Consider the following 12,529-nt stretch of genomic DNA (forward strand, 5'->3'; position numbering starts at 1 on the left):
TGGAATGAAATTACGTACACATACGCTAGGTTGCAAAGTCAACCAATACGAGACCGAGTACATACGTGAGGGCCTTCAATCGATCGGCTACAACGATGCCGAGGGTGACGAGCCGGCCGACCTCTGCATCGTCAACACATGTACGGTCACAAACGAGGGGGATTCAAAGAGCCGCCAGATTATCCGGCGCATGGCCCGTGACAATCCGGCCTCGAAAATTGTCGTCATGGGTTGCTATGCGACGCGTGCCCCCGAGGAAGTGGCGGCTCTACCAAATGTCACCGAAGTGCTGACCGATAAGCGAGAGCTTCCGGACTTGCTTGGGCGTTTTGGCGTGACCGATGTTCCCACGGGAATCTCAGGATTTGCTCGCCGTCATCGCGCCTACGTGAAAGTGCAAGATGGCTGCATGTTGCGTTGCAGTTTTTGTATTATCCCTCACGTCCGCCCGGAGCTTGCGAGCCGACCGCAGCAAGAGATTCTCGACGAGGTGCGGCGGTTAGTTGATGGGGGACATCGCGAAGTCGTGCTGACGGGAATTCACCTTGGTCATTACGGGGTGGATTGGAACAGAAGCCTCCCGAAAGAAGAGTGGACGCGGCTTTCCCATCTCGTCCGAGCGATTGCCGAGCTGCCCGGCGATTTTCGCGTGCGACTTTCAAGTATCGAAGCAACGGAAGTGACGCGCGAGTTGATCTCCGTGATGCAAGACTTCCCCGAGAAGGTCTGCCCGCACCTGCACGTTTCCATGCAAAGTGGCAGCGATAGCGTCCTGCGACGGATGCGCCGCCGTTGGGGTAGCAAGCGGTTTATCGACCGTTGTCAGATGCTCAAAGAAGCTCTCGACCGTCCGGCGATCACAACCGACATCATCGTCGGCTTCCCTGGCGAAACCGACGATGAGTTCGCCGAAACTTGTGAAACGGCCCGCCAAGTGGGCTTTTCAAAGATCCACATTTTCCCCTTCAGCGCCCGCCGCGGCACGCCCGCCGCCGACTTGCCAGGGCAGTTGCCAAAGAAGCTCAAGCAAGAACGCGGGCGCGAACTGGCTGCGGTCGAAGCGGAGCTAAGGGACGAGTACTATCGCTCGCTCGAAGGGATGGTGCTGCGAGTTCTCGTGGAGAACGAGGAGCAAGATCGCAGTGTGGTATCGGGGACGTCGTGTCGTTATGCGACGGTGGAATTTCCTAGTCAGCGAACAAAGGTCGGCGATTTCGTCCACGTGGTCGCAGGCGGGAGTTGTGACGGCATAATCGATGGCGGACAATCCTAGCCGATCACCTCAGCGGCCGCCTCGCACAACTCTTTCGCTTCTCCTTGCGAGGGCGCCTCCGCAATCGCTCGGACGATTGGCTCCGTGTTACTCGCCCGTACGAGTAGCCATTTGTTCGGCCAATCGAGCCGTAGTCCGTCCATGCGGTCGGAATTCGCTTCGCTGAAGTGCTGTTCAAGCTTGTCGAGTGCTGCCGGGACTTCGTCGGATGGCAGGCTGATCTTCGTCTTGTGAATGGCGTATTGAGGCAATTCATCGGCGAGCGCACTGATCGGTAGGTTGCGATTCGCCATCGCATCCAGAAGAAGTGCCATCCCCACAAAGCTATCGCGAACAAGCACCACACGCGGGTCGATCACACCGCCGTTCCCTTCGCCACCGAGCACAGCGTTTGAGGAGTTCATTTCGTCAACAACATTCGCTTCGCCAACCTTCGAGCGGGAGAAGGACACTCCATACTTGCCCGCCAGGTCTTCGCTCATGCGGCTAGTCGAGCAATTCGTGACGATGGGGCCTGGGTTGCGTCGTAGCTCGTGATCGACGCAGATGGCTAGCGTTTTCTCCTCGCCAAGGTATCGTCCTGTTTCGTCCAGCACCGCCAATCGGTCGGCGTCGGGGTCCTGGCAGAAGCCGATGACGGCGCTATGCTGCATCATCGCCTGTGGCAAGGTTGCCAGGTTGTCTGCCGTTGGCTCTGGCGGGTGAGCGAAGTGTCCATTTGGCTGGCCGCCCATAACAGCTACTTCGCAGCCTAGGTGTTCCAGCAGGACACGCCCCAAGACGCTCCCTGAGCCATGATTAGCGTCTAGGAGAACATTGAACTGCTTTGAGCGTATTCGCTCAACATCGCAAATTTTGCAGATCAACTCCAAGTGCGCTGACGTGGTGTCTTCGATTGTGGAAATGGCTCCGATTTCCTTGTAGGTTTTCCATGCCTGGGGTGCTGAAGCACCCCGGCCAGAAGCCTTGTATTGATCCAAAACCTTTTGTCCCTCGTCAGCGGGGATCACCCGACCCTCGGCATTGAACAACTTCAGCCCGTTGTATTCCGGCGGGTTGTGGCTTGCAGAAATCTGCACTCCGCCCACGGCACCGAGGGATTTTACGAGAACCCCAGTCGTAGGAGTCGCGGCCACATCGCCATCGAGCACGTCACAGCCAGCGGCCGAGAGCGTTCCGCGGACTAATTCAGCCACCATCGACCCAGTGGTTCGCCCGTCCCGTGTCAAGACGACCGATCCCTTGGGAAGGGTCGCGGCAAAGGCACTGACATACCGGGTGACGACGTCAGGAGTGAGCGACTCGCCCACGATTCCACGTAGCCCAGAGACGCTAATAATCGGTTCGGAAACACTCATGCGATTCTTCCTTTGCTAACCATGCCGCTTGCGGTTTAGCCGTTATACTGAACCCATGCCGAAAGAGAAACCGACATCAGAAAACTCCCAAAGCGAGTCGAGCGTCGCTTCTCGCCGAGAGTTCCTCAAAGGCAGGGCCGCCCTCTCCGCTCTGGCGGATAAAGCACGCGAAATGGCCGATGCGGCGACCGCTTCTTTTGAGGCAGCGTCAGGCAACCGCTCGGTATCGTCTCAGCAATCGCAAAAAGTTGCTCTGCTGGAGATCACCCGCCGTGCGATGGCGTGTGATTTTCAAGTGCAGTACCACGCCGCTGATGGTCCTCGCTTCACTTCGACAATGCTTGAGGTCATGGAGTCGTTGGAGCCGCTCGAGGCACAGTTGACGATCTACCGTGAAACGAGCGAAGTCCTCGACATCAATGCCTACGCCGCAAGTGCTCCCATCGAAGTTGAGCCGCGGTTGTTCCAGCTATTTCAACTCGCTGCTTGGCTGCACTCGGAAACGCAGGGGGCATTTGACATGACTAGCGGACCGCTTTCTCGTGCTTGGGGATTCTTAAAGCGGGAGGGAGGGTTGCCGGAGGAGCATGAGATTGCCGACGCATTGGGCAATGTTGATGCAACAGCGATCGAACTGAACGATCTGGAGAAGACGGTCCACTTCACGAAGCCGCACCTTGAGATCAATTTCAACTCGATCGGCAAAGGTTATGCACTCGATCGACTAGCGGAACAACTGGCGAGAAAAAAAATCGATAATTACCTATGGCACGGGGGGCGTAGTAGTGTACTGGCTCGTGGTCGGAACTTCTCCGATCAGCACGACGCTTGGAGCGTGGGAATTCGCGATCCCTTGAAGCCTGAAGAACGGCTGGGGGAGATTCATCTCCGCAATCAAGCACTCGGGACGGCTGGCTCGGGGACGCAATTCTTCGAGCATGAAGGCCATCGCTACGGTCATCTGATCGATCCCCGCACAGGTTGGCCCGCGGAAGGCGTCTACACGGCGACCGCCGTTGCTGAGACCGCGGCAGAGGCTGATGCGCTAGCGACAGCCTTCTATGTGCTGGGGCCAGGAGGAACGGCAGAATACTGCGCCGCCCATCCGGAAGTAGCGGCCCTGCTAGTGTGCCCCCCTTTCAGCGAGGAAGGTGAGCAGGAAGTCGAAATCCACGCTTTCAACCTGGATGAAGGCGTTTGGACGCGTCTCTCCAGCTAGCTGTGCCTTGCGAATTTCCCCTACCCTGTCATAGTACAGGTCACGCCGGTGGTGGCGGCTCCTCCGCGCGGTGAGAGAAAACTTTCTGCCAACATTCTCGTGGGCCGAAACGTAGAATGTCGAGTTCCCCGTTCCTCGTTGATCTGCAGCCGTGCTTGCATCGCTTTTTCATCCTGGCAGTTACTTAGGCATCATCGTCTTCCTGGTGCTTACCGGATGTGGCATGCCTATCCCTGAAGAAGTGGCGATTGTCATCGCCGGGGTGCTCAGTGCCCAAGGGAAATTGGAGCCCGAGCTGGCCTTTGCAGCGTGCCTGTTTGGTGCTTTGCTCGGGGACGCAGTCATGTACTCGATCGGTTACCACTTCGGCCACACGTTGATGCAGAAGCATCCGAAGCTCTCCAAATGGCTGGGGGCAAGCCGCGAGGCGGAATTCGAGGAGGCTGTCACACAGCACGGCTTTAAAGTGCTGCTGCTCTCGCGTTTCATGGTGGGAGTCCGCGGCCCCGTCTATCTAGCTGCAGGAACGGTTCGCATGCCGTTTCGCCGCTTTCTGATGTGGGACCTGGTTTGTGCGACCCTGGTGGTCGGCGTTTTCTTTGGAATCGCCTACGTCTGGGGCGAGCCAATTGCCCAGATGTTAAAAGAGGCTGAGTGGTATTTCACCCTTACCGTACTCCTGGTGGTTGGCATTGCCATTCTGGTATTCATGCGACGGCATCGCAAACGCATCGTCGAAGAAATGGACGAAATGCTCGACGAATGCGAAGGAAACGTGAGCCAGGAAAACTCCGACCGCGAGCCGCAAGACGAGCAACGCGAAGCGTCCTGAGTACCCGCCGCTCGTCGGCTTAGCCGTTCCCAACTAATCCCACCACCAATTGATTCCAGCGTCATCGGGACGTTCAGCAAGCTCCGCCAGCGAGCCGCTCGACTCAGCCTGCACGTTCACACGCTTGCCAGCGTCGATCCAGACGCCACCGCTAACACCGGCGATGATATGCTTCCGTCGGATAACACGGTGATTGATGACGGTCTCCACCGCTTGGGGAGTTTTAACCGCTGGCAGGCCCATCCGCCGTCCGTCGACGAACACCGTGGGTGTCCAGCCGATTTGCTCCACGAGTCCCTGGGAGCGGATCACCTCGAGCGTCATCGACAGCTCAAAAAGTCGTTCTAGCTCTGCATAAAGAGGATACTTATCGGCCAGTGTCGAGTAATGCTTGGTAAACGACTCGGCAAACCGCCGATTCAACTCGTCCGACTGCCCCGTGTGAACCCGTTGCCCACGGGCAGCGAGCAGTTCGTTCTCGCTAAGCACCTGGACACAGGTGTCAGGCAGCATGAAGACGTTGTTCTCTTGGTCAGCGAGAATATCGCTCTCCTTTAGAGAAAACCACCAGCGGAGAATGCTCATCGGCGGAGCCGTTCCGTCTGCCGCGAGCTTGACAGTATCCAGATAGCTTTCGACTCCCGGCACGCCTTCGGCAAGACCCATGCCGACGAGTTTCATATGATAGTCAGCCAGCAAGAGCAACCGAGCAACGCGCGAGTTTGGCTCAACGTGATAAAACTCGACATCTTGTTCGCCCAAACTATCACGCAGCCCCTTGAGCCAATCACCACGCCCCCCAGCCGCTAGCGGCTTAGCCCCAGTTTGCGCCAAATAGGCTTGCGTCTTCGCCAGCGCTTCCTGTCGCGGAACAATCGAACACCCCAGTGGTTTCCCACGATAAGCGACCTCTCGACGCCAGAGCGAAAGCAGATCGTCCAACCGCACGACGGGCCGCCCTGACTCTGCATTGACCAATCGCCCACCCTCATCAATCTGCCAGTCGCCCGCGGGACCAGCGACGACCACGTCGCCAACTTTGTTTTCTTCCGTTGGTGGGTACGTGATCACGTACTGAACTCGCTCAAGCCCAGCAAGTGTAAGCATCGACTCCTCCAACGGAAGCTTCTCACGCTGGCGGCGTGCAATCTCTGCCTCCAGTCTTGGGAGCGAGACGAAGCGAAGCTCGCTTTTCTGCCGTGGGTCTGCTTCGGAAGCAGACGGTTCTCTTGGCGATGGTGGCCTCCTCACCGATACGCTCGCAAGCAGGGCTTTCGTCTTCGCCGGCGAAAACTTCAAGCTACCCCGCGCATCGACCCAAACGCCATTGATGTTGAACGGCGCGATGCTTCCTTCACCAGTACCGTTGTCCTCCCAGGAGTCGGGCTCAACGGTCGATTGGATGAGATCAATTAGGGTGTCGAAGTCTGCGTTAGCCGCACCGCCCGCGTTATTACCGCCGAGAAGATTTCCTCCGAAGTTGTTGTTCTGTACGCCACCTGGGCCGGCATTGGCTGGGGGGATTCCTTGTTGGAGTCCCCCAGGCTGAGCATACGACGTGCTGGTGAGAAGTAGAGCGAGTACGATGGCGCTGCAGCCGCGCACCATTCCACAGAAGGATAAAGGCTTCATGACGAGGGTTCTCCACTGTTCCGAAGTAAGCGAGGTTCCAGACCCGCCTACGATACCCTCAATATTGCGGAGTTGCCGTCAGGTGTCCAGCAGAAGCCAATTTCAAGGGTGGTTAGCGTCTTGGCAGCTCTTTCTAAGCCACGAATTAAACGAATAACACGATTACTTTGTGTTTGAATAGATGCTGCTTTGCGTGCTTGAAAACGTAGTAGGAATTCCTATTCGTGCTATTCGTTCAATTCGTGGTTCAATTCTTACGCATGCGGTTCCGGCTGTAAGGCGCAAAAAAAAGACGACCCACACGCTGATGACGCGTGTCGGTCGTCTTAGTCGTTTAACGTCTTGAGAACCCTGCCCGTTCTCTTTGGGCTACTAGCACTGGGGCATTTTGCTAGTCAATTAGTTCAACTGGGGCAACTTGTTGAACTAATCTCAGTTGCAGCCACAGCTAGGGGCAGCACATCCGCAGCTTGGCTCGCAAGCAGCAGCGCAACCGCAGCTTGCTTCGCAGCAAGGAGCACAGCAGCACTTTGCAGCCTTGCGGGCAGCACGGCGAGCGCGAATACGATCGCACAGGCTTGGCTTGCAGCAGCATGTCTCGCAGCAAGGAGCAGCGCAACCGCAGGAAGGCTCGCAACCGCAGTCAGAAGCACATCCGCAGCTTGGCTCACAAGCAGCAGCACAACCGCAGGAAGGCTCACATGCCGAAGCGCAACCACAGCTTGGCTCGCAGCAGCTTGAGGCACAGCAGCAGTTACGGGCAGCACGGCGGGCAGCCATACGAGCACGCAACCGAGCGCAGAGACCTTGACGCTTGCAGCAGCAAGGATCACAGCAGCTTACTTCACAGCCACAATCAGTGGCACATCCACAGCTTGGTTCACAAGCAGCAGCGCAACCGCAGCTTGGCTCACAGGCCGAAGCACAGCCGCAGCTAGGCTCACAGCCGCAACCGCCACCGAACAGGCCAAACGCACTTGCGTTGGTAGCGCTGCTCATCGCGATCACGAGGCCGAGGCCCAGCGTCGAAACTAGATTCTTCATCGGGTAACTCCTTAAGGAAGGGGGAAACTGTGTTGCCATCGTTGGCATGCCTTGCGTCTCGCCTGCGCCTAGTTGGGGGAGTGCGCCAGAACGATCATCGCAACGCAAGAGCAGCCAGCCACGACGGCTAACGCTCCATTGGATATGGGGAGGAATCGTCACCCTAAAGAGAAAACCTTCACCACATTTGCCTTTTTGCCCTACCGGTAAGGTTGCCCAAGTCACCCTGTAACGATTGTGCGAATCGCAGCGAGTTGGCCTCTAGGTTTCGCCGCGGGGCTTGCCCCGCGCTTGCTGAGAGTTCACGCCAAGCGCGGAGCAAGCTCCGCGGCGAAACGTGCAGGAGTGACCTATATTTCTCTTATCCTTCAATTGAAATGCAGCGATGCCGCCATGAACGCCATCTACTCCCAATTTGCCAACGATCCCGACCTCGGCAGCATCGTCGTCGACTACGTCGAGCGACTCCTCCCCGAGCGTCTCGCCGCCGTTGAGCGAAGCGCCGCTGACTGCGATCTGGAAACCCTCCAGAGAGAAGTTCACCGCCTGAAGGGTTCGAGCGCCTGTTACGGTTTTGCCGAAGTCAGCGAATGCGCCGGCCAGATCGAGCGGGCGTGCTTGGAGGAGGAGCAGTTTGAGGAGCTGCTGCGGCAGACGGAGGCGTTGTTGCAGTTGTGTCAACGGGTAGTAGCTCGGCCCTCCAGGGCTGAGTAGAGACCCGTTTGAAGTGCCGACTCAGCCAGTTTGGCTCAGCGAGCGAGCAGTGCCAAGCCGCCCACGGATCAGGCCGGAGGCACCGATCTACGATGTACCCGTCGGTTCGGTTTTGCCTACCGCTGCATGTGTCACGCGTTTTGGTTCACGCGAAACCGTTGCCCTGCCGGACTCTTTCTGCCGCCGTCTAATGTCTTCAGCCATTGCTTTCAAGTCGTAGTTGAACTTCGCGGCGTACTCATCGCGATGCTTGCGGATTTCGTCAATGACGGGATCGGAATACATGGCTGAAGCTTGGCTATTTGTTCAACGGCTCGCCCGTGATTCGGGATCGGATCGAGTTTATAATGCAAACTGCTGGAAACGCACATTCAAGTACCAGGAAGACTATAAAAGCGGCCAACATGCTATTCGAAATGGCTGAACCATACTTTGGTACAATGAAACCGCCCATGATTGAAGAGCTTGCACCAATTAGTGGAATCGGCGAGGGTCCTCGATCAGTGAAGTAGATTAAATTACGACAAGCCAAAGCAAAATTGATTGTGCAACACAGAGAAGCGGGAATCACGAGGAACGAAGCTGCAACCCAGCGGATTAGTTCGACACTTTCCATTTGAGGTGTTCTTTCAGCATCAAGGCGTGAACCTGTTCTCATGGAAACAGTTTACCTAGAAACAACTGTCGTCGGTAGCATTGCAGGGCGCATCCATCCGCATCCTGACATGGCAGCGCGTCAACGGAAGACCCGGCTTTGGTGGAAATCTGCCTCATCACAGTACCATGTGGTGATCTCGCAGCTTGTGATTGATGAATGTTCAGCTGGCGACCCGTCAGCGGCTCAAGAACGGTTGGACGAAGTGTCTCACCTTCCCAAGCTTGAGATTGCCGATGACTCGCATGATCTCGCGAACGCACTAATGCTAGGTGGGGCAATTCCAGAAAGCGAACCACGCGATGCCTTGCACATCGCCATCGCGGCAACCAACGGTGTAGAATATCTTGTGACGTGGAATTTCAAGCATATTGCCAACGCGACATTGAGACAACGGATTTGCGACGTGTGTCTCGCCAACGGTTTTGAACCGCCTGTGATTTGCACCCCCGAAGAACTCGGAGGAATGACCGATGACGCTTAAAACACCAACCGAAGACATTCGCGACGCCCGCAAACGGCTTGCTGCTAAATTTGACAACGATCTGGCTCGTATCGTTGAGGATCTGCGAGAGCAGCAGCGCAATTCGGGCTACGAGTACATTACGCTGCCGCCTCGACGTCCTAAGAATACCAAAGCTACGCAGTAGCGGCATTCTTCACCGCAGCCGCCCGCAGCGCTGCCAGATACGGCACCGGCTCGTTCCCCAACGCATTGAGGACCGTCCCGCCCGCGGTGAACACGTGCGTCACCCAACTTTCGTCGCCGTAGCGGTCGAGGGCTTTGCCGCCTTCGCCGCCGCCGACGTAGACTTTCACGCCGCCGTCGGTCATGGTTTTTAGTTCTTTGATGAACTTCTTCGTACCCTCCTCGAAGCGTGGGTCTTCGAACATGCCGAACACGCCGTTGTGGAAGGCGACGGCTCCGCCGGGGTTTTGCTCGACGAACTCGGCGACCTTTTCGCTGAAAAGCTCGCTACTCTTGGGGCCGATATCGAACTGTTGATCTTCGGGCTCGAGCTTTACCTTGACGGAGCCATCTTCGATCACCGAATCGCACGGCACCACGAACGTGATGCCCTTCTCGCGGCCTTCGCTGACCATTTGTTTTGCTTGTTCGACGCGGTCGTCGGGAATGAAGTACGGCTTGTCACTGTGGGCCGGGTCTTCGGCAGCGCCTATGCAGACCGGGTTGCCGTCGAGTTGGCCGATCGCCTTTCGCAGGGCCATCGCGAGGGAACCTGCCGCGAAGACGCGTTTGATTGAGCCGCGGCTGATCATCGCTTCCAGGTCGTCGAGCTTGTCAATCTTCAAGCCGCTGAACACGACGAGCTGCGTCTTCAGGCAATCGTTCATCGGCCCTTCGAACTCGCTGGCGAGGTACTTGCCAAGGGCAACGCGATCCATCGCTGCGGGGACGATGGTACTAGAGGAGTCCATCGAGCCTGCCGACAACGCTTCGTTCACGTACACGCGGGCGACCTTCTCAGCCATTTCGTTGGCGAACTGCGCGAGCGGTTCAGCCAGCTTCGCAGCATCCGCAGGCTCTGCTTTCCAAAGCAGACGTTCGATGTCGTAAGCACGCGTATTTTCCAGCAACAGCACTGAGCCGTTATCTGCCGCGGCGATTTGCTCTTTCACGGCAGGCGAAACTTCCCGCGAGCTGTCGTCAAACCAATCCTTCACCAGCGGTACGTCGGTTTCCAGAAGTTCGCCTAGTCGCTTCGCGACTTTCTCTAGCGAACCTTCCGGCTTGCGCCCGATGTGCCCGAAGAGGACTAGCTTCCAGCCCTTGGTGCGTCCGTAGTTGAGCGTCTCGACCATCGAGCGCAGGCGAATGTCGCCTTCGCCGATTTTCTCACCCGGCTTGGCATCAACATCGGCACGCACCAGAACCGGCGTTCCTGCCGGAAGGTCCTCGAGCGATTCGAGTCGTGGGATCTCGGCGAGGTAATCGTTCAGGTCGAGATCAGGATTCGCCTGGCGACCGGCGAGAAGCGTTTCAATCCAGGATTGCATTTCTTGTTGCGTGACGGCCATCGTTTCTTCCTCGCTCTTTATGTTTCGTGTGTATTTCGCCACCGAGCTTGCTCAGTGCTATTGACGACAAAGATTAGAACCACGATGACACAACGAGCACGACGTAACCTACTGATCGTCGTGCTCGTTGTGTCATCGTGGTTCTATAATATCGGAACCGGTGTAATTTGTCTGCGGGCTACTCGTCGGCAGTTCCTTCTGATTCTTCAGAGTCGGGGCTGCCAATCGTCACCGCGTCGAGACGTTTTTCGTGGTCTTTGAGCACTTGCTCATACTCTTCCTTTTCCTTCTTTGCCAAATCTTCACCATCGAGCGTCGCCTTAATGACGGAGATCAACTCGTCGGGCGTGCGATGGGCACCGATGCGGATGTACTGCAGGCGGCCCTCTTTGTCGAGCAGCAGCGTCGTTGGACTGACACGCACCTTCAAGTTGATGTACGCACTCGAAGTGGTGTCACGCAGGATGGGCATCTCGGTGCCCCATTGCTTGAGCGTCTTTTCGATCGTCTCGTTGGCCACACTCGCCCGATCAGTGTTCACCGCATAGAAGGCGACGTCCTCGTCCTTTAGTTCCTGATAGACCTCTTCAAGCACAGGCGTTTGCGTCTTGCAGTTGGGGCAGGCAAGGAACCAAACGTCGAGCAGCGTTGGCTTGCCTTTCAGCGTGTCGCGCGTGACCTTCTTGCCGTCGAACGTCTGGAACTCGAAGTCTTTCACTTGCTCACCCAAGAAGTCCGGCGGGCCAACCGGTGGAGGCGGCACAAATTGGGAAACACGACGTGCCTCTTCCGGCACATTCATCTCGAAAGCACTCTCATTAATGGCTACGTCCAAGGCTTGGTCGGTATAGCTCACCCAAAACTTCGAAGCGGTCAGCGGATAGCGAGCCGCAACCGGGTCGTAGAGGTTGCCCATCGGGAGTTCCATCCGATGTAGAAAATAGGTTTCCGCGTCGATCCACAAGACGCGCTGTCCCGCGGGTGATTCGTAGGCAACGCGGTAGCAATCACGACCGTCGAGTTTCTCTCTCCCTAAACGCGAGGGTTTTCCATCACCGACAAAGAATGGGGCTGTCTCCTCAGGACTTTCTCCGTTTGGTTCGTTCCCCAAGAGCATTGTGAATTGCGGGTGATTCTCGCCCTCGGGGAGAACGCTCTCCAAGGCTTCCCGTAGCTGCGGCTCTGGGGCTAAGTTGCTAGGCGTCAGTTCCTCGGGAGCCTCGGCTTCAAAGACTTGGTTGGGGAAGTAGCCGGTTGCTGCTCGATAGATCTCTCCATCGCAGACCAAGTTCAGCTGGGTGCCGTCTGGTACGGCATCAGACATGGCTTCGTACGAATACCGCAGTCGATTCGGCCTTCTGAACGCCATCGAGAGAATCTCGTGCGAGACTTCATGCTCGACCCCCTCACCCTTCACAACGTAGTACTGGACAGTTTCCGCATTGCACGAGAAAGACTTGGCGGCCCCGTAAACCTCTCGCATTTTCTTAACGACTTCTGCAGCAGGCGGCCCGGTGAGCCTTTTTTTCCCTTTCGAGCTTGCTGGTCCCGAGCTTGGGCCTTGCGTGCAGCCACTCGCTGAAATGGCTATTAAAGTGAGCCAATAACCGAATGCCTGACGAAATCGTTGGGAAGTCATAAATGGCTGTCCTTAACCGGAGGATCTCATGGAGGTGGCTCGATGTTGCACCGCTCGTCACGTGCGCCAGGCCTTGACCCACGATGGCCATACTGCGTCCAATAGTGCCTGGGTTCGATGAAG

Annotated in this window: 12 protein-coding genes; 6 read left to right on the top strand and 6 right to left on the bottom strand. The window is 56.9% G+C overall.

Annotated features, from left to right (window positions below):
* The first annotated feature begins 4 nt into the window (after positions 1–4).
* Positions 5–1,273, top strand: a complete 1,269-nt coding sequence (gene mtaB, locus RIB44_01850) for a tRNA (N(6)-L-threonylcarbamoyladenosine(37)-C(2))-methylthiotransferase MtaB (protein MEQ8615316.1) — start codon at positions 5–7, stop codon at positions 1,271–1,273.
* Here the strand turns inward: mtaB and glmM are convergent.
* Positions 1,270–2,631: a phosphoglucosamine mutase gene (glmM, locus tag RIB44_01855; GenBank protein ID MEQ8615317.1), complete on the bottom strand. Its 1,362-nt coding sequence runs from the start codon at positions 2,629–2,631 to the stop codon at positions 1,270–1,272. The two genes, mtaB and glmM, sit on opposite strands and share 4 nt — an antisense overlap.
* 55 nt (positions 2,632–2,686) lie before the next feature.
* Between glmM and RIB44_01860 the strand changes: the two genes are divergently transcribed.
* Entirely contained in the window at positions 2,687–3,850 is a 1,164-nt protein-coding gene (locus tag RIB44_01860) for an FAD:protein FMN transferase (protein MEQ8615318.1), read from the top strand.
* A gap of 151 nt (positions 3,851–4,001) precedes the next feature.
* Positions 4,002–4,682: a DedA family protein gene (locus RIB44_01865; GenBank protein MEQ8615319.1), complete on the top strand. Its 681-nt coding sequence runs from the start codon at positions 4,002–4,004 to the stop codon at positions 4,680–4,682.
* 33 nt (positions 4,683–4,715) lie between these two features.
* Here RIB44_01865 and RIB44_01870 read toward each other — a convergent pair whose 3' ends face one another.
* Together RIB44_01870 and RIB44_01875 are read right to left on the bottom strand one after the other, a co-directional pair.
* Complete coding sequence (locus tag RIB44_01870; GenBank protein ID MEQ8615320.1) at positions 4,716–6,314, bottom strand: DUF1598 domain-containing protein; 1,599 nt, start codon at positions 6,312–6,314, stop codon at positions 4,716–4,718.
* Between the two features lie 404 nt (positions 6,315–6,718).
* A complete protein-coding gene (locus RIB44_01875; protein MEQ8615321.1) occupies positions 6,719–7,147 on the bottom strand; it encodes a hypothetical protein in 429 nt (142 codons plus the stop codon).
* A 604-nt stretch (positions 7,148–7,751) separates the two neighbouring features.
* On the opposite strand from RIB44_01875, the gene RIB44_01880 reads away from it, so the two are divergent.
* Complete coding sequence (locus tag RIB44_01880) at positions 7,752–8,072, top strand: Hpt domain-containing protein (protein MEQ8615322.1); 321 nt, start codon at positions 7,752–7,754, stop codon at positions 8,070–8,072.
* 87 nt (positions 8,073–8,159) lie between these two features.
* Here RIB44_01880 and RIB44_01885 read toward each other — a convergent pair whose 3' ends face one another.
* On the bottom strand, positions 8,160–8,357 hold the full coding sequence (locus RIB44_01885) for a hypothetical protein (GenBank protein MEQ8615323.1): 198 nt from the start codon (positions 8,355–8,357) through the stop codon (positions 8,160–8,162).
* Positions 8,358–8,728: 371 nt separating this feature from the next.
* Between RIB44_01885 and RIB44_01890 the strand changes: the two genes are divergently transcribed.
* Positions 8,729–9,211 (top strand): type II toxin-antitoxin system VapC family toxin, encoded by a 483-nt coding sequence (locus RIB44_01890; GenBank protein MEQ8615324.1) that lies wholly within the window; start codon positions 8,729–8,731, stop codon positions 9,209–9,211.
* A complete protein-coding gene (locus RIB44_01895; GenBank protein MEQ8615325.1) occupies positions 9,201–9,377 on the top strand; it encodes a hypothetical protein in 177 nt (58 codons plus the stop codon). Before RIB44_01890 ends, RIB44_01895 begins: the two co-directional genes overlap by 11 nt.
* Here the strand turns inward: RIB44_01895 and pgk are convergent.
* The gene (pgk, locus tag RIB44_01900; GenBank protein ID MEQ8615326.1) at positions 9,367–10,767 is read right to left on the bottom strand and encodes a phosphoglycerate kinase; all 1,401 of its coding nucleotides are present in this window, start codon (positions 10,765–10,767) and stop codon (positions 9,367–9,369) included. The two genes, RIB44_01895 and pgk, sit on opposite strands and share 11 nt — an antisense overlap.
* Before the next feature lie 178 nt (positions 10,768–10,945).
* Positions 10,946–12,406, bottom strand: a complete 1,461-nt coding sequence (locus RIB44_01905) for a redoxin domain-containing protein (protein ID MEQ8615327.1) — start codon at positions 12,404–12,406, stop codon at positions 10,946–10,948.
* Positions 12,407–12,529: the final 123 nt, after the last annotated feature.

This window comes from Lacipirellulaceae bacterium (genome assembly GCA_040218535.1).
Lineage (GTDB): Bacteria > Planctomycetota > Planctomycetia > Pirellulales > Lacipirellulaceae > Adhaeretor.